This window comes from Pseudomonas sp. P4_C8, assembly GCF_056401975.1.
This window is the reverse complement of the sequence record NZ_JBFUIH010000009.1, coordinates 149,355-167,615: the sequence shown is the minus strand read 5'-3', so window position 1 is coordinate 167,615 and position 18,261 is coordinate 149,355. Positions and strand designations below refer to the sequence as shown.

The 18,261-nt window shown below is 58.5% G+C and carries 14 protein-coding genes and 1 pseudogene; 7 read left to right on the top strand and 8 right to left on the bottom strand.

Going from position 1 to position 18,261, the window contains the following annotated elements; all coding sequences use genetic code 11:
* The first annotated feature begins 190 nt into the window (after positions 1-190).
* Positions 191-505 (top strand): hypothetical protein, encoded by a 315-nt coding sequence (locus AC1DWM_RS08175; RefSeq protein ID WP_477794971.1) that lies wholly within the window; start codon positions 191-193, stop codon positions 503-505.
* A gap of 96 nt (positions 506-601) precedes the next feature.
* On the opposite strand, the pseudogene AC1DWM_RS08170 reads toward AC1DWM_RS08175, so the two are convergent.
* The 8 genes and pseudogenes from AC1DWM_RS08170 to AC1DWM_RS08135 all read right to left on the bottom strand — a co-directional run.
* Positions 602-739, bottom strand: a pseudogene (locus AC1DWM_RS08170) (site-specific integrase); the annotation flags it as partial.
* Positions 723-1,112 carry a hypothetical protein gene (locus AC1DWM_RS08165; RefSeq protein ID WP_223518738.1) on the bottom strand — a complete coding sequence of 130 codons (390 nt, stop codon included), beginning with the start codon at positions 1,110-1,112 and terminating at the stop codon, positions 723-725. The pseudogene AC1DWM_RS08170 and the gene AC1DWM_RS08165, both read right to left, overlap by 17 nt.
* 64 nt (positions 1,113-1,176) lie before the next feature.
* On the bottom strand, positions 1,177-1,971 hold the full coding sequence (locus AC1DWM_RS08160; RefSeq protein ID WP_223518740.1) for an SDR family NAD(P)-dependent oxidoreductase: 795 nt from the start codon (positions 1,969-1,971) through the stop codon (positions 1,177-1,179).
* Positions 1,972-2,030: 59 nt separating this feature from the next.
* On the bottom strand, positions 2,031-3,269 hold the full coding sequence (locus AC1DWM_RS08155; protein ID WP_223518742.1) for a thiolase family protein: 1,239 nt from the start codon (positions 3,267-3,269) through the stop codon (positions 2,031-2,033).
* 211 nt (positions 3,270-3,480) lie between these two features.
* Positions 3,481-5,037: a class I adenylate-forming enzyme family protein gene (locus tag AC1DWM_RS08150; RefSeq protein ID WP_223518752.1), complete on the bottom strand. Its 1,557-nt coding sequence runs from the start codon at positions 5,035-5,037 to the stop codon at positions 3,481-3,483.
* A gap of 21 nt (positions 5,038-5,058) precedes the next feature.
* Complete coding sequence (locus AC1DWM_RS08145; protein ID WP_477794970.1) at positions 5,059-6,189, bottom strand: saccharopine dehydrogenase family protein; 1,131 nt, start codon at positions 6,187-6,189, stop codon at positions 5,059-5,061.
* A gap of 40 nt (positions 6,190-6,229) precedes the next feature.
* Positions 6,230-7,510 carry an acyl-CoA dehydrogenase family protein gene (locus tag AC1DWM_RS08140; RefSeq protein WP_223518761.1) on the bottom strand — a complete coding sequence of 427 codons (1,281 nt, stop codon included), beginning with the start codon at positions 7,508-7,510 and terminating at the stop codon, positions 6,230-6,232.
* Positions 7,511-7,554: 44 nt separating this feature from the next.
* Positions 7,555-8,529 carry an NmrA family NAD(P)-binding protein gene (locus AC1DWM_RS08135; RefSeq protein ID WP_477794969.1) on the bottom strand — a complete coding sequence of 325 codons (975 nt, stop codon included), beginning with the start codon at positions 8,527-8,529 and terminating at the stop codon, positions 7,555-7,557.
* A 161-nt stretch (positions 8,530-8,690) separates the two neighbouring features.
* Here AC1DWM_RS08135 and AC1DWM_RS08130 point away from each other — a divergent pair, with 161 nt between their 5' ends.
* The 6 genes from AC1DWM_RS08130 (at position 8,691) to AC1DWM_RS08105 (ending at position 18,255) form a co-directional block, all read left to right on the top strand.
* The gene (locus AC1DWM_RS08130) at positions 8,691-9,545 is read left to right on the top strand and encodes an AraC family transcriptional regulator (RefSeq protein ID WP_223518765.1); all 855 of its coding nucleotides are present in this window, start codon (positions 8,691-8,693) and stop codon (positions 9,543-9,545) included.
* A gap of 334 nt (positions 9,546-9,879) precedes the next feature.
* Positions 9,880-12,480 carry a winged helix-turn-helix domain-containing protein gene (locus AC1DWM_RS08125; RefSeq protein WP_477794968.1) on the top strand — a complete coding sequence of 867 codons (2,601 nt, stop codon included), beginning with the start codon at positions 9,880-9,882 and terminating at the stop codon, positions 12,478-12,480.
* A gap of 176 nt (positions 12,481-12,656) precedes the next feature.
* Complete coding sequence (locus tag AC1DWM_RS08120) at positions 12,657-13,820, top strand: thiolase C-terminal domain-containing protein (protein ID WP_223516805.1); 1,164 nt, start codon at positions 12,657-12,659, stop codon at positions 13,818-13,820.
* Between the two features lie 68 nt (positions 13,821-13,888).
* Positions 13,889-15,718 (top strand): DUF1302 domain-containing protein, encoded by a 1,830-nt coding sequence (locus AC1DWM_RS08115; protein WP_477794967.1) that lies wholly within the window; start codon positions 13,889-13,891, stop codon positions 15,716-15,718.
* 33 nt (positions 15,719-15,751) lie between these two features.
* Complete coding sequence (locus tag AC1DWM_RS08110) at positions 15,752-17,113, top strand: DUF1329 domain-containing protein (protein ID WP_223516802.1); 1,362 nt, start codon at positions 15,752-15,754, stop codon at positions 17,111-17,113.
* A gap of 77 nt (positions 17,114-17,190) precedes the next feature.
* The gene (locus AC1DWM_RS08105) at positions 17,191-18,255 is read left to right on the top strand and encodes a WD40/YVTN/BNR-like repeat-containing protein (RefSeq protein ID WP_477794966.1); all 1,065 of its coding nucleotides are present in this window, start codon (positions 17,191-17,193) and stop codon (positions 18,253-18,255) included.
* Positions 18,256-18,261 lie beyond the last annotated feature (6 nt).

Below are 18,261 nucleotides of genomic sequence, written 5' to 3'. Positions count from 1 at the left end.
AAACCCCTGATTTTCCTAGAGAAAGTCGGGGGTTTGTGGTTTCTGGCGTCTGAAAAAGGGCGATATGGGAAAAGGCGTGGGGGCCTTTTTTGTGGCCGAGAAAACCACCACCCCATAGACGGGTGTACCAACTCCCGGCCCTTTGGTTTTGCGCTCGGGGGGGCCACTCACTCGAAACGGACTTGAACCTATGCCCCCGCCATTGACCAATCCCTACGACTACCCACCAGCCGAGCCAGCAGTGACCTGGCATCAGGTGACGGCAGCCCTCGCACAGCTTTCGCTGCCGCTCGGAATCGCCCTGCACCAACGCATCAATGATGTCACCCAGGCCAAGGCCCCCGGTATCTTTGTCGACGCTCTGGGAGAGCTCGAAGGTTACCTGGCCGCCTTGGACGATGCCAAACTGTTGAGCTTTGAACGCCAACGCCTGATCAAGGATTACGTGTTGCGCGGCTGGACAGCCTGGCGGGCGAGCTTTGCTATCGAGGCGAGGGAGCAATGAGCATGGGCTGGTTCGGTGAGGATCACCGTCGAGGTATTCAGAGCGCGATGGGCGGGCAAAGTGCGATACGCCAATCAAGACGTAATAGCTGAACCTCTATAGCTTCAGTGCTAATTGCAACATCCCGACGACATCCGGCCCATCCTCGTTGATCCACGTCCCATAGTGCTGGCGGATCATGTTCCCGTTGGTGTGGCCCATCTGCTCGGCGATCCAGTCAATCGAGGCTATACCGGGGGGCACGCTGGTAATAACGCCAGAAGAGTAGTGAGTAGACGATGTCACCTGATGCCACCACCGGCAATGGCCAAGGTATGCTGCCAGCCAGCCAGTGGCCATAAACCACCACAACAAACAGTACTTTCAGGATCACCCCGAGCAGGATATAGGGACGATACTGCAGTGGATCGCGAGCGATCATCCAATAGGCCCAGCCGAATATGATAACCAGGCACGTGGTGAGTTGAATGAAGAGGGTTGAGGTAGGGGTAATTTGCAGCCCCAACAGCGCAGCTACGGGTCGCATAGCTACAAGTAATGGAAGACCCGCGAGTACGTTGAAACAAGCGGCAGAAATAAAAAGCTTGCGGGTATAACTGTCGGTCATGGGATTGTTCCTGAGAGGTGGTGACGCCTCGCATCACGCAGAGACATCTTGTAACTTTTGGGTCTCAGCCAAGCAGCTTGAGTAATGCCGGATAGCTATTGGGGAACAGCCTGCTTACCCAGAACAAGGTGCTCGACTTGTTTCCTGTGATAATGCGTTTGGTTCCGTTGCGGAGCCCCTTGATGATGTCGCCGGCACAATCCGCCGCTGGCGTCAGTAGCATTTTTTCTGCCAGTGCCGTGAACCTTTCTTCTGTTTTACCGGCGGCTTTACAGCGTCGTCCGGCCTTTTCAATATTGGTTTTGATTCCGCCAGGGTGCACACACACGGCGCGTACACCGCTACCATCGAGTTCAGACCATAATGCTTCGGTCAGACCACGTACGGCGAACTTCGACATGTTGTAGGCGCTTTGCATCGGGTAACCCACCAGGCCAAATACGCTGGAAATATTGACGATGCAGCCTTCTCGCTGGGCCAACATCATCGGCAGGAACGCTTTGGTACCGTACAGCACGCCCCACATGTTGATACCGAGTTGCCACTCGTACTCATCGATGGAGGTGTTGGCAACTGTCCCGATGACTGCGGCACCTGCGTTGTTAATGACGAAGTGCGCTGTGCCAAAATCTCGCTTCACCTCGTCAGCATGAGCCTGGAAGGCGTCCCAGGACGATACGTCCAGGATGTAACCTTTCGCTTTGCTGGCGTCAGGCAATAGTTTCATGGTTTTGTCGAGGCCTACTTGGTCGATGTCGGACAGTGCGACATGTGCGCCAGCTTCCACCAGTTGGATAGCCAACTCCCGACCAATGCCTGATCCTGCGCCAGTGATGACGACTACTTTGTTTTGGAACATGTTTTTTATCCTTCTTGTTTTGATTGGTTTCGCCACTACAAATTTTTTGCTGAAAAGAACTATTTGCTGAGAATGTGGATCGCGACTGCTGCCTCCTCAATACCCTGCAAACCGCCGCCGTTTTCTTGGATTGCATGGCGTGCGCCATGTACCTGGCGTGCGCCAGCCTCCCCGCGCAGTTGCGTCACAAGTTCGTAGAGCTGGCCGATCCCGGTAGCGCCGAGTGGATGACCTTTCGATTCCAGGCCACCTGAAGTATTGACCGGGATGCGCCCGCCCAGCGTGAATTCGCCACGTTCAGCCGCAGGTCCGCCCTGACCAAACGGGACCAGACTCAGGTTTTCGACCTGAATTATTTCGCCCATCGCCGAGGCGTCATGGACTTCGGCGACATGCATGTCTTGCGGCCCCAGGCCCGCCTGTTCATAGGCCTGGTTAGCGGCCAGGCGACCGACGTTCAGTTCCGGCTGATCGAGACGGCGATGGCTGAAGCTACGGATAACGCTGGCCGCTACCTTGATGCAGCGGCTTCTGTCCGCACCGATGCGTGCGAGTCCTTCCTCGGTGCACAGGATGGCTGCTGCTGCACCGTCCGACAGCGGCGCGCACATTGGCAGGGTGAGCGGGTAGGTGATCGGAGGGGCGGCAAGGATTTCGTCGATACTGAAGGCTTTGCGAAATTGAGCGTAAGGGTTATGTACCGAGTGGGTGTGGTTTTTCGCCGACACTGCTGCGATCTGCCGCTGCGTGGTGCCGTAGGTTTTCATATGCTGACGGCATAATGCGGCATAGATGGCCATAAACTTGCTGTAAGGCTTGTCCGATTCCGACCCGGCGGGTGATACCACGCCTTCGCCCATTTTCACCAACATCTGGTAATTCTCTTCGGCGCGAGAAACATCCCATCCAGCCTCGAACAGCGAGAGGGCCTTCAGTCTATCCGGGATATTCATCTTTTCCGCACCCAACGCCAGAGCGATACTGGCTGTACCGGCCTTGAGACTTTGCACGGCCAAATTGAAGGCTGAGCTACCCGAAGCGCAGGCATTCTCGACGTTATAGATAGGAATGCTTTCAATACCGATCTTGCTGAACACGACTTGACCGGGGATCGAGAGCTGGCCTTGCAATGGGCCATTGGTCATGCCGGCATAAAATGCGATATCGAGATCGGCGGCACTGCAGTCGGCGTCCTTCAACGCACCATGGAAAGCCTCGCGTGCCAAGTCGTCGAGGCTGCGTTCGTTGTGGCGGCCGAAGACGGTCATGGCGATGCCGGCGATATAGATATTGCTCATTGAAAATTCCTTATATTCAGTTGGTCGGTGTCCAGCTCGCACCCCACGGCGTGGTTGACGTTGGGTGCGCGCCTCGGCAGCGGCTTCCTGAAGTGCTGGTCGGTGCCGGGTTTAGCCAGGCGTATCTCGGCCACGTGCAGGCTGAGGTTGAAGATCGACCTCGATTTTTTCCCAATCGGGTAGCCCGACGGGCCTGAGATCTCCGGTTGTGTCAGATTTTCCGAGCCGAGTTTTCCCAATACGGCTGACGCAGTTCTTTTTTCAGCACCTTGCCCACCGGACTACGTGGCAGGCTGCTAGTGAAGTCGACAGACTTCGGTGCCATCACGCTACCCAGCTTGACTTTGCACAGCTCGATAAGCTCCTGCTCTGTGGTTTCCTGGCCTGGGTTGAGCTCGACCACGGCCTTGACGGCCTCGCCCCATTTCTCATCGGGCACGCCAATCACGGCGCAGTCCTGAACGGCCGGATGTCCCCACAGCACTTGCTCGACTTGGCTGGGATAGACGTTGAAACCGCCGGAAATAATCATGTCCTTTTTGCGATCGGTGAGGTGCAGATAGCCTTCGACATCGATATGGCCGATGTCGCCGGTATGCAGCCAACCGTCGACGATGGTCTCGGCGGTCTTCTCCGGCTGCTTGTAGTAACCCTTCATGATCAGGTCGCCGCGCACGCATATTTCACCGGTTTCACCGCGCGGCAGGATCTGGTTGGTGTCGCTCATCACTTCGACGCGGACCAGCGGGTTAGGGCGGCCGACCGAGGACAGGCGTTCGTCGTCGGCGAATTGGTCGCCCACCATATGCTCGTCGGGACGAAGGTTGGCGATACTGGCCGGTGCTTCGGTCTGACCATAGCCGCCGGTCATGACTGGACCGAAAATCTCGATAGCTTTCTTCAGCTTGTCTACCGACATCGGAGCCGCGCCGTACATCAGGTACTTCACCGAGGAGAAGTCCAGCTTCTCGATACCGGGAATCTCCAACAGCCTGTAGATCACCGTTGGCGGCAGAAAGAGCTCGCTGACCTTGTGCTGCGCAATGGCGTTCAACATCAATGCCGGATCGGGTTTGGTAATAACCACTACAGTGCCACCTTGCGCCGTGCAGGGTACGGCCAACAGGCCGGCAGTGTGGGTCATCGGTGCGGCGGCCATATTCACCGGCTTTTCACCATTGCGATAAGCACAGGTCAGCATGAAGTGGGCAATGAACGTCTGCACGCTGCGGTGGGTGTTCATCACTCCCTTCGGCGTGCCCGTAGTGCCACCAGTGGGTGAGACCGCCACCACGTCGTCCATGTCATAGGCGACTTCGGGACGGCTCGCCGGCTGGCCGGCACTCCATAGTTCCAACGAAGGTGCATCGACAGCATCGGCATCAATACAGATCCAGTGCTTGATCTTCGGCAGCTTGGGCCGCAGCTCGGTGATGATTCCCGCGAAATCGTTTTGGTAGAACATCACCTCGCAGTCGAATGCGTCGAGGATGTAGTGATTTTCTTCGCTCGAGTTGCGCGCGTTGACTGGAATCCAGGTCATGTTGGCGCGCCATAGACCCAGTGTGCAGGCCCAGGCGGTGACGTCGTTACCTGACCAAACGGCACCCTTGGTTTCCTTCGGCAAGCCCAGTGCGAGCAGCTTATTGGCGATGCGACACGAGAGCTCGCCGATTTCGTTGAAGGTGTAGGAGCGCTCACCCTGGATGTAGGCGACCCCAGCAGGGTTGATGCCCCAGCCGCGATCGTAAAAGTCAATGATGGCCATAAGTGGTTCCTGTGCCGGTAATCAGAGTTTGGTAACGGTGGCACGGGCCAGGCCGCGCTCTTCCAGGAAACCGAGCAGATAGCGGTGTCCAAAAGCCTTGGAGCCGGAAGCGAAGCCGACCTTGTTGGTGTCGCCGTCGAGCAGCTTGATCGCCGCCGCGGCCTGTAGGGCACCGGTGGAAATATAGGGTGTGACGCCATGCACGGTAGCGCGCACGGCGGCCAGGTGACCGCGGCCGATAGCGATGTCGACGCTGCGTTGCAAGGTGGTGCGTTCGCGGGGCGGCATGCTCGGCGTGGTGGCTTCTACCAGGCTCCTCACCACCGCGTCCTGCTGCTCCTTGGACAGGTGCTTGTATTCGGCTTCCCACTTCTGGCTCAGACCATGCACCATCGGCATCACATTGTTGTCGTAGAAACCGACCGCGGAGGTGCAGGCGCGCACGCGCGGATCATGCTCGAAGTAAATCGGCAGCGAGGTTCCCCCCCAAGGCAGGCAGAAAACCGGCTGCATGAAGTTGGGGTCGACAATGTTGAACGAAGCGGTGGCTGGGTGCTGCACCAGCTTGTTTTCCCACAGGTAGAACTGCTCCCTGTGGAACAATTCGAAAATCGAGGCCGCCGAGCCCAGGCTGACCCCTGCGACATCACGCGGGCCGCGGCACAGGGCGGCGGTTTCCAGCACGTCGATGCCGGGGGTTTCCAGCGCCAGTTCGGCGGCGATCTCGGAGAAGCTGAACATGTAGGACAGCGATGGCGAAACCAGTAAGCCAGCCTGACGATAGAGTTCGCCAAATTGCTCGCGAACCTGACGGACATAGCTTTGCTCGCCGGTGGTATCTATGTGGTGGCAGCCGGCCTTGAGCGCGGCCTCAACGGTGGTCAGACCGAAGTTGACGAAGGGGCCAACGGTGTTGCAGACAACCTTTRCCCCCTTGAAGGCGGCGCTCAGCGACTCGACGTTGTGCTCGGCCTCGATGATTTCGTAGGTCGCGGACTCCAGCCGTACCACCCGCTGCGCCATCATTTCCTGCGCACGCTTGGCATTGCGTGCCACAGCGGTGAAGGGGATGTTCTGGTCAATCAGCCAGTCCATGGTCAGCATGCCGGTGTAGCCACTGGCGCCATATACAACTACGGGATATTTAGCCATTTCTATTGTCTCCAAAGTTTATTGTTAGTCGGGTTTTGGATCAGTATTGGGGCCAGCCGTCTTCGTAGAGCTCCTGGACAAGGAACCCAAGGCGGGTGGTGAGCATCATGTTCTCGCCATCCTCGATCAGCGCGGCGCGAGCATCGCGGAACAACTTCTCCATGGGGTACTCGCGGGTCAGGCCGTTGCCGCCGAACAGCTGCATGGCATCGCTGACCACGCGCATAGCCTCTTCGGTCACGGTGACCTTGCTGGAAGCCGTGGCACAGGGGTGCCCCTGCGGGGACAGACGCGCATAGGCCAGGGAACGGCGGGCGACAGCCCGGCAAAGCTCGACACGACGCATCATGTCGCCGATGCGGTAGCGGGTAAGCTGGTGGTTGATCAGCAGTTGGCCACCCTGCTTGCGCTCATGGCAGTAGGCCAGGGCCAGCTCGAACGCGGAACGTGCCACGCCAGTGAACCATTGCGCCATGTGGGTGCCAGCGAACGACCAGGTCGAAACGACGTTGCCGTAGTACTCGTCCTGCAGGGCCACGGCGAAGCGCTTGGGAATCCGCACGTTGTCGAAATACACCTCGCCCTGCGGCAGGGCGCGCTGACCGATCTTCTCCAGCGGCTTGCCCTTGCTGACACCGGGCAAGTCCAGGGGCACGATTACGGAGATGCCATAAGGCAAGCCATTGGCATCGTAGAAACCGTTGCCATAGTCGGCGGTCATGTAGGCCAGGGCCACCTGGGCCACCGCGCCGTTGGACACCCAGGCCGAGCACTGTCCATTAATGACGATCTCGTGCTCGCCGACCTTGGCGAAGAGATTGCCCTTGTTGCCCAACTGCCCCGGCACCCAGTCGCGCTGCAAGTCGAAGGCGCTGACATCAGTGCCCTTGTCCGGATGGGTAATCATCCAGCAGCCGATTTTCCCGGCACTCAGATCGATCAGCTCCTGGTTCCCTACGGCTTTGGCCATTTCGTTCGGGAAGGTGCTGACGCCCAGGGAAACCGCCAGACCGGCATCGCCCCAGCCCATTTCCTCGCCGATCATAGACTCGACGCGTACAGCCGTTTCCGGCGGCAGTTCGGCCAGTAGATCGGAATCCAGGCCCAGCTTGGCGGCTTCGCTGAACACGCTGTAGTACGGCGAGCCGGGGGCGACCACCTGCTCTGCGGTCATCTTGTCGAGTTCCTGACCAAGGGGACGCATGAAATCCTTGGCAAAGCGATGCACGCTGTCCTGGATGCCGCGCTCGACCTCGTTCAGGGGCGTTTCAAAGCCGGTTATTGAAATGTCAGGCAGGTTGATCCGGTTACTTAGTTTCATGATGGGCCTCGTCATATCACTCGGTTTTTCTTATGGCCTGCACTCTAGGCGTCGGCCGGCAGTTCGCCGGCGGCGATCAGCGCGGCGCGCGTGGCTTCGACGAAAGGCTCTACGGTGTCGACGAACAGCTCTTGCAGCGGCGTCCCCTTGAACTCGGGGAGGAAGGTCTTGTTCCAGTTGCCGAACAGCGACATGCCCGCTGGGGTATCGACCATGGCGACACCGATCGCCAGTAGGGTCTGGATGGCACCGGGACTGGAAGCCGCGTAGGCCGCACGCCACTGATCGGGCGTCAACACGTTACGCTCGATCGGGCGACCCACGACCTGTTCGCGCGCGGCCAGCAGCTCGTTCCACGAACACCAGGCCGTGGTCGCGACTGGGCAGATCGCATTGCGCGAGGCCGGGTGGGCCAGCACATGCGGAATGATGCGGCCGACATCCGCGCCGGTCGACCAGGCCAACTTGGCGTCGGGATCGCCCATCACCATCACCGGCTCGAGCATGTAGTACTCGATCCAGGCACCGGCCGGAATGATGGTGTAGTCCATGCCGGCCAATTCGATCATGCGCCGGATGAACGCCTTCTGCCGGGCCATCAAGCGGTGCGTGGTGTCGGTCTGCCAGAACTGCTCGAACTCGTAGATCGCGCCGTACTCGGACGGCACGAAGCGTTCGACCCCGGCTTCCTTGGCGGCAAAGATCAGCGGCATCTGCGATTCGGTGGCGTAGAGGGGTACGCAGGACACCAGGTAGTCGGTGCCGCGCAGCGCCGGGACCAGCGCTTCGGCAATGGTGACGTCGACCTCCTTGATGGTCACGCCCTGGCGCGCCCATTCGGCGTACTGCAGCTGCTTTTGCGTCTCGCTCTTGCTGATGCCCGACGATGAGCGTTCCACCTGGCCGGAGCGGCGCGCCAGCACATTGATATTGACCAGGCCCTGGCGAATGAACTCATTGACGCAGGCGACGCCGGCAGTCCCGGTGGCGCCGAATACAGTGACGGTCTTCTTGCTCATGCTGTTTTCCTGGCTGTGATCAGTCATGCGGGCGAGCGGTTGTGCCTGCCTCGCATTAAGGCGAGTGGCGGAATATTTGGCCGATTATTGTTCTTCCCGACATCGACAACTCACCTGAAAAGCGGTCATATTTATCAAAATATGCTCATTCTGAGATGCCCATGAATCCGCAGCTGCAAGTACATGAAACACTGGGGCTACCCATGCTTGGCGGCATGGTGTGCAGTGAAATGCCCTTGTATGCAGAGCGCTATTTTCTACATGCAACTGATCGCTCCGCACCGCCGATTGACAGCATGGTTCTGCTGACTCAATTCGGTGGCTCACGGGTGAAGGAGGGGATAGGGGGCGAGTTGCGCTCTATATCAATGCCTCGTTTGTCAATACTGGTGCCTGCGAGCTGTGCCACTCATTGGCACTATTCCGGCAGCATTGATTTCGCGGTTTTTTATCTGCCCGAGCGCACTGATGGTGTGTTTCAACAATTGCGTGAGATATGCGCAGACGCGCAGGCACCATTGCCCTTCAGTGATGGTTTGGTGAGCGCAGCGGCCCGGCAACTGATGGATGAGCTAAGTCTTGGGAAGGGAGCTGATCAGGGGTTCATGGCAAGATTGGCCATGGTCATGCTTGAGCAGGTGTATCGTGCGCTACGAGTTAACGCGAGCAGAGGTATTTATCCGCCGCATATTCATCTAGCGCGTCTACATACAGTACTGGCCTTCATTCGCGAGCATCTGGGGCAGGAACTGTCGATCAGCACGCTGGCTGGCCAGGCGGGTGTCAGTCCGGCTCATTTCCGGCGGCTGTTTCAGCGCGCCATGGGTATGCCGCCCCATCGCTATGTGATGAATGTGCGACTAGAACATGCACGTGATCTGCTCATGCAGACCGATCTACCTATTTTGCATGTGGCACTGGAGTGTGGCTTCAGCTCTCAAAGCCATCTGACTGCGGCGTTCAAAGTTGCGCACGCAAGTACACCGGCCGAATACAGAGCCCTGGCTGGAAGGTAGGGGCTATCCTGAACGGATGCTTTGGCGTGGCGTGCAGGTCACTCCACCGAAAGTACGCACGCGGCTTGCATTGCACCAGGCTTCAAGTCCACGGACTATTCCATGGTAGTGTTCGACCGTCAGGAACTGTATCCAGCGGTGTTTGGCGAGAACTTGCAGAGCTCAGGTCAGAAAATCACTAGCTTCAAAGTTGCCATCAAAGGCCACGATCAGCGACCTTCAGACGCTCCTTGGGTAAGCGTCTCTCAACCACCAGGGTCTGAAAGAAATGGATTGCATAGAGCCCCAACTGATCCTCAAAACGACACCACCGCGTAGTCAGAAATCAGCACGGATGCGAAACCGCCTGGGTATCCATACCCAGGAACTGACAGACAAGGTGGTGATCGCTGTTCAAGCGCCGGCAGGCTTCGGCAAAACCTTTCTGCTGACCCAATGGCGCCGTGAATGTTTGTCTCACGGCGCAGTGGTGGCCTGGATTACGCTGGATGCACAAGATGATGGTGCTCGTTTTGTCCAGGGGCTGGGAGCTGCCATGGCAATTGGCAGCGGTCGGCCGTCGTTTGCCCGCGCATTCGAGCCTATTGCGGGACTGGGGCGTGACGAACAGGAAGGGCTGACGCAGTGGTTGGCGGAAGTGGCTGATCTGGGTAGTGAAACCGTATTGATTCTGGATGAAGTGGATACCCTGCCCGAGCTGACGATCCGTTACTCCTTGACGTACCTGTTGCACAACGCGCCGGCCAATTTGCGCATCATCATGGCCTCTCGCACACGGTTGAATCTGCAAGTGACCGACCTCGCGGCAAGAGGGCTTTTCACGACGATCATGACTGCGGCTTTACGACTGAATGTGGAAGAGGCGGTCGCCATCCTCAATGACCGTTTCGGCGCAAGGGTTGATGCCGACCTCTGCGTGCGGCTGCACGAGATAACCGAAGGCTGGCCGCTTGGCCTGCAATTAGCGATTTCGGCGTTGGAGAAGAGCCCGAATCGAAGTGCGGCAGTCGAAGAGTTGTCGACTTGTCTGGGTGATATCCAGCGTTATTTCGTCGACAGTCTGGTCGCACATCTTCGGGAGGAGCAGGTTCGCTTTCTGACTGGCATTGCATTGTTGGAAATGGTCCAGCCCTTGTTATGTGAGGCGCTGACGGGCAACTCTCGCTCGGGTGAATTACTGAAGGAATTGTGTGCCTCGACACCGATTTTTGTTGAAAGTATCGACAGTGACTGGGTGCGCATCCATCCATTGGCGCGGGAATTTCTGCTCGGTCGTTTTGCCGACTTGCCGTTGGAGGAACGTCAGGGTTATCACCGGCGCGGCGCTGTATGGCTGGAGCACCACGGTTTCCTGGAGCAGGCCGCCCGGCAATATCTGTTGGCCGGCATGCCCCAGCCGGCCTATACGTTGATCGGCAAATGCCTGTACGAAGTCATGTTGCAAGGGCAGTTCAGCCGGGTGCTGGAGTGGGTCGAGGAGCTTGGTCCCGCTGACGTGTTGTCGCATCCGCGCATCTGCCTGGCGGCGGCCTGGACATTAGCATTGGGAGAGCGTCAGGCAGAAGCGGCGCAATTGATTGCTGCTATTGAACAGCATCCGTCCGCCGACGAGGCGACACGTTGTGAAGCTGCCGCCATCGCCGCCGCAGCCGCCTACTTTGCGGACCATCCGGATGAATCGCATGAACTCATCATGCCTTGGGTCAATCGATTGCCTTCATTCTCAATCAAGGTGCAAGCCATTGTCGCGAGCCAGATCGCCCGGCTGACGCTGTTGCAGGGACAACCGGAGAAAGCCCGACGAATCCTTCAGCGAGCACCGATTTACGCGGGTAGTCCTGGCCTTGATGCCATACGCGGGTATGGCGAGTGGGTGGTCGGTCTTGCTTATTTATACGAGGGCCGAATGGTGTCGGCGCGCACGGCGTTGCACGACAGCCTGTTGCATGCCGAACGGGACATCGGTCGGCGCAGTCCGGTGGCGGTCATTTTAGCGAGCGCTCTGGCGACAGTGTTGCTGGAACAGGGGGAGATTCAGGAATCCGCTACGGTGCTGGCGAACAGGCTGGATATCGTTGAACGATTGGCGTCCCCCGATGCCATTGTGCAGGGTTTTCTCGCCGCCGCTCGACTGGCTTCAATCCAGGGGCAGGGCCATCGCGGGCAGGATCTGCTAGAGGCGTTATTCGCCCTTGGAGAAGAGCGAAATATTCCACGATTTTGCATTGCCTCCCTGGGAGAACAAATACGCCTGCATGCCTTGCAGGGACGCAGCGATACCTGTCAGGCATTATGGCGACGGCTGGACAGTTTCACGCCGGTTATTGCCCGTGAGCGAGCAGGGTTGCTTGGTCCGGAGCTGGACTTGCTGGCCGGGGTAGCCAACGCTTATGCCTTACTGGCCCAACGTGATTGGGAGGCTATGCTGGCGGTGCTGGACAAGGTTAGCGAAACAGCCGAATACCTGCGTCGTGGGCGAGACATCGTGCAGATCAAGCTGCTCAGGGCACTTGCACTTCGGGCGACCGGACAGGGCGGCACTGACTATTTGCTGGAGGCTGTCAGCCTCGCGCAAGAAAACGGTATGTTACGCGTGGTGCAGGACACCCATCCGGACCTGATCAAATGGGAGCAGACGCTCCAGCGTGATACGGTCAATTTGCTCGCGGCGACCTCTACGCCCGCACCTGTTCCGCGACCGGAATCCACCCCATTGAGCGTGTCCCCAAGTCGTCTTTTGACGCCCAAGGAGCGCGAGGTGTTGCAGTTGTTGGCTCGCAACCTGTCCAACAAGCAAATCGCCCTGGCGCTGAATGTCGGCGAGGAAACCGTGAAGTGGCACCTGAAAAACCTGTTTGGAAAATTCCAGGCCGGCACAAGACAGCATGTTGTCGCGCGTGCATACATGCTGGGAATTCTCGAGACAGCGGGCTAATGCGAGTCCACCACCCGAGGTGATCCGTTCGGATCATCCTTCAATCCCCCCCCCGCCCCCCCAAAAAAAATCGATTTCCAGCCGCCCCCCCCAGTCAATGGGGGGGTTCGCTTTACGACTTCGCAATAGTCTGACCTCACAAAAGCGCCAACGTATCGGCGAGTGGGAGCAGGTTCATGTCTGAAAAAGTGCTGATCGCCGGTGCAGGAATGGTGCCGTTTCTACCGCTGGGTGGCTCCGACAGTCATGCGGCGCTGGCGGGGCAAGCCATTCGTGCGGCGCTGGCCGATGCGCGGATCGACTATGACCTGGTCGACCAGGTGTTTACTTCCTGCGTACACGGTGAAGCCGGTATCGCCGAGCAGATGTTGTCGCAGATTGGCTACTCGGGCGTGCCGATATTCAGCTTCGGCGATGGCTGTGGGTCGGCCAGTAGTGCTTTTCAGTTGGCCCGCAATAGCCTGCTGTGCGGCCAGGCTGAATGTGTCCTGTTGGTGGGTGTCGAGTGCATGCCGGCACGCATTTCCAATCGTGAGTTTTTCGGTTTGAAAGATCTCGCTCGCGATGAGTCGGCAAAGGTCAGGCAGGGTGAGAACCCTGTCGGCTTTATCGACCGTCGACAACAACCGGCGCTGCTGTTCGCTGCCCAAACCAGCTGGTTATTGACACGCATGGGCATTGCTCAAAGCAGCTTCGATCAAGTGCTTGAGCGGGCACGGGCCCAGGCCGGGCGCAATCCCTACGCCGTGTTGAACCGCGTGCCGGATCGCGACGGCTGGCTCGCGCCTTATCTGTGCCCGCCGGCCTGCGGTGCGGCGGCCATCTTGATCTGTACCCCGGCCTTTGCCCTGCGCTTCGGCGCTCGGGCGGACGTCACCGTGCTGGCCAGCGCCAGGGGCAGTGACAGCGCTTCAGAGCAGGAATCGGGTTGCGTGCTGGATGTGCTCGGACAGGCGACCACCCGGCGAGTCGCGCAGCTGGCCTATCAGCAGGCAGGCCTCGGTGCGGAAGACATCGACGTGGTTGAACTGCATGACCAAAGCGTCGGCGACTTCATGATCAATAGCGCCGCGCTGGGCTTTTGCCGGGAGGACGAGATCGATCGATTCGTGCAGCAAGGACACCGCCTGAAAGGACAGATGAATGCGGTGTGCCCATCGGGTGGCTTGCTGGGACGTGGTCACGCCCCGGGTGCCACCGGGTTGGCGCAACTGGTCGAGTTGGTCTGGCAACTGCGCGACATGGCCGACGGCAGGCAAATTGCTGGGGCCCGCACGGCTTTACAACATAGCACCGCCCTGGGCCGGGCGGTGTCGGTCACCCTTTTGCAGCGCACCTGAGAGGAGGCTCATTACGCCGTGATTCAACCCATGACTTTTCGTAAACCATAGAGCAGGTGGCAAGCTAGATGAACAAAAATAATAAGATCTGCCATGCAAACCTTCGCAAAGGGTTGTTGGCCTCCGCCATTCTCACCGGCCTGGGCATCGCGCCCGTGGGGGCTGTGGAGATCAACACGGGGAATGAAGACTTTGCGGTTCGTTTCGACAACACGCTGAAGTTCAACTACGCCCAGCGCGTGGAAGCCCCCAACAGTAAGTTGGCCAATTCATGGAACAACAATGACGGGGATCGCAACTTCTCCTCCGGTAGTCCCGTTTCTCAGCGACTGGATGTGCTGTCCGAACTGGACGTGGTTTACAAAGAAAAAGTCGGTTTCCGTGTCAGCGCCAACACCTGGTACGACCACGCCTACGACGATATTGGCAGCGACAACGCCTCGACCAATCAGCTCAACAGCGGCCGGCCGGATTCCCGGCACCAGAGTGGTTACGCCGATCGGTATTACAACGGTCCTTCTTCGGAAATCCTTGATGCCTTCGTGTTTGGCAGCACTGAAGTCGGCGATGAATCACTGCTCAGCGGCAAGCTTGGCAAGCACACCGTTTACTGGGGTGAAAGCATCCTCGCCTTTGCCCATGGCAACAGTTATGGCCAGTCCGGCCTGGATATTTCCAAGTCGCTGGCGGTCCCGGGAACAGAAGCCAAAGAACTTTTCATTCCGCGTAATCAGTTGTCCACCAGTTTAACGATTAACCCGGAACTGACCCTCGCCGCGCAGTACTTCCTGGACTGGGATGCCGCGCGGTTGCCGGAGTCGGGCACTTATCTGGGGTTCAACGACGGCATTCAAAATGGCGGGCACAACCTGTCGTTGATCGGCGGCCAAAACCCTCTGTTCGGCACACCCGGCCCACTGGGTGCCAACCAGTTTTTACGGCTGACCAACGGGCATACGTTTACCCCGGACAAGCAGGGTGACTTCGGCCTGATGGCCAAGTGGAGCCCGGAATGGCTGCAGGGCACGCTGGGTTTCTACTACCGCAAAACCTCCGACATTCTGCCGAACCTGGTGTTGCAACCTACGGCGATCGGCCCTGCGCAACTGATCTCCGGCAATGCCGGCAGCTACAACCAGTTCTATGTCGACGACATCGATATCTACGGCATCAGCCTGTCGAAAAGCATCGAAGGTGTCAGCGTCGGTTTCGACCTGAACTATCGCCACAACATGCCGCTGGCCAGCGTACCGGCGACGGTCAGTCCGGCAGCCGGTGCTGCCGGTTTGCCGGGCTTCATCAGCAGCTTTGATGGTGACAATGGTGTGGCCCGAGGCAACACCGCGCACGCGGTACTCAACGGCTTGACCACTTTCGGTGCGACACCGGTCTGGGACAGTTCGACCTTGCTGGTTGAACTCGCCTACAGCCGCTGGCTGGACGTCACCGAGAACAAGCAGCTGTTCAAAGGCGAAGACTGGTATCGCGGTGTCGACAAGGTCACCAAGGACAACTACGTGCTGGGCGTCAACTTCAACCCGACCTGGTATCAGGTGTTCCCCGGCATCGATATGTACCTGCCGGCCAGCTACGGCGTCGGCCTTTCGGGCAACTCGTCGGTTCAGCTCGGGGGTAACAAGGACTCCGGAAGTTACTCGGTGGGCGTTGGCATGGACGTACACAACCAGTACCGGTTTGACCTGAAGTACGTGGACAACTTTGGTCCGTTCGACACCTGCGGCTCAGCCGGTGGTGCAGGTGCACAGGGCCAGGGCGCAGCACCAGGGGCCAACGGCCAATACAACTGCGTACCGGGGCAGACCACTGCATTCGGCGGTGTTCAGCCTCAGCTCAAGGATCGGGGCATGGTCACTTTTACCTTCAAAACGACCATTTGATCGAAGTCTTTGCTTGATAGCAGGAGTCACTCCATGAAGTTCGTCAACACGCTTTTGTTCACTGCTTTGACCGTTGCCATCGCTGGTGCGGCACACGCAGCCGTGTCCCCCGATGAAGCGGCCAAACTCGGCAACAGCCTGACAGGCGTCGGTGCTGAAAAGGCCGGCAATGCCGACAACACCATTCCGCCCTACACCGGCGGACTCACCACGGCGCCGGCCAGTTTTCAACCGGGTAGTTCGTTCCGTCCGGACCCTTACGAGGCCGACAAGCCACGCGTCGTCGTCGATGGCAAAAACGTCAGTCAATACACCGACAAACTGACCGCGACCACGCAAGAACTGCTCAAGCGTTACCCGACGTTCCGGGTCGATGTGTTTCCGACCCATCGCAGCGTTGCGTTGCCTCAACGGTTGCTGGATAACACCGCAAAAAATGCCGTCGGCACCAAAACACTCGAAGGCGGGCTAGCACTGGAAAACTCATTGCCGGGCGTTCCGTTTCCGATCCCGAAAGATGGCTATGAGGCCATGTGGAACCACCTGCTGCGTTATCAGGGTTATGCCACCAATATCAAATATGACTCCTGGAACGTCGACAGTTCCGGGAGGGCAATTCTGGCCACCTCTGGTAATGCCTATCTGGAATACCCGCTGTACGATCCGAAGCGTACGGAACCGGCGAAAGAGACGGATCTGTTCTTCAAGACCAAACTCTACTACCAGGCCCCGGCCCGTCGCGCAGGCGAAGCCATCCTGGTGCAGGATGCCGTCAACCCTCTGAAAATGGAGCGGCGTGGCTGGCAATACCTGCCAGGTCAGCGCCGCGTGAAACTCGCACCGGATATCGCCTACGACACGCCAAACCCTGGCTCGGCCGGTGCTTCGACCTATGACGATGCCTGGGTATTCAACGGCGCAATGGACCGTTACGACTTCAAACTCGTCGGCAAGAAGGAAATGATCATTCCTTACAACACTTACAAGTTGAACTATCACAAGGAAGCTGCGGATATCACCACGCCGCATCACGTCAATCCGGACCTGATGCGCTGGGAGTTGCACCGCGTGTGGGTCGTTGAAGCCACGCTGAAACCGGGCAAACGCCACATCTACAGCAAGCGCACCTTCTACCTCGACGAAGACAGTTGGATCGCCCTGGCTTCGGATGAATATGACGCCAGCGGCAAGCTGTACCGCGGATCCTTTGCACACCTGGCATACAGCTATGACGTGCAGGCGCCGAATTCCGATAACCACATGATTTATGACTTGGTCTCTGGCAGCTACAACATCACCGGCATCTACGGCCCGTACGGCGGCGTCAAGTACATCGACCCGCTTTCGAAAGCGCAGTGGGCACCTGAGTCATTGGCCGGTACGGGTATTCGCTGAGCCATAACGCAGGTGTTTTTTTGTCGCCGACAGTGTGTACCGCACTGTTCGGCGGCTTTTTTTGCCGAGTAAACCTCATGAATACATTTAGATGGATTGCGCTCACTGCGCTAACTGTGGCGTTGGCTGTGCCATTTACCAGAGCCGTAGTCGCCGCCGATTTTGTCGACGTGCTCTCGAGCCCCGCGATTCAGAGTGAAAAGGCGATTAGCGGGATGTTCACCGGGTTGACCCGTGCAGGTAAGCGCCTGGTCGCCGTGGGCCAACGCGGCCATATTTTTTATTCCGATGATAACGGCGTCCGTTGGCACCAGGCAGTAGTGCCGGTGAGTTCCGATCTGGTGGCGGTGCAGTTCCCGAGCCCGACGCAGGGGTGGGCGGTCGGGCACGACGGCATTGTGTTGCACAGCGACGACAGGGGTGAAACCTGGAAGCGTCAGCTCGATGGCCGTCAGGTGGGGCGGATCATGCTCGAACATTTTCAGAGGCAAGAAGGGCAGCAGCCGAATGAGGCGTTATTGGCTGAGACTCAACGAATTGTCGATGAAGGGGCTGACAAACCTTTTCTGGACGTTTGGTTCGCCAATGATAAAACCGGATATATCGTCGGCGCGTTCAATCTGATTTTCCGCACCGAAGACGGCGGCCAGAACTGGGTTCCGTTGATGGATCGCACCGACAATCCGGGGGCACTGAATTTCTACGGGATACGAGCAATCGGCGATGACCTGTTCATTGTCGGCGAGCAAGGCCTGGTATTGAAACTGGACCCGGCAACGCAACGCTTCATCAATCTCCCGACGCCCTACAGCGGCAGCTATTTCGGCATCACCGGCAAACCGGGCTCGGTGCTCGTTTATGGCCTGCGGGGCAATGTTTATCGCAGCGTCGATCACGGCGTGAACTGGGACAAGGTTGAACTGGGCCTGTCCTCAAGCATCACCGCGAGCACGATCACCGCCGACGGCCGAATCATCCTGATCAGCCAGGCCGGGCATGTGCTTGTCAGCACCGACGACGGAGCCAGTTTCACGCAAAAGCCACAAGACCGCCTGGGGCCCGTCGCTGCGGCGCAGGCCATCGTACCAGGGGCGGTGGTGGTCGCAGGCGCACAGGGCTTGCGCCAGTTGCCCTTCGAATGAGCCCAC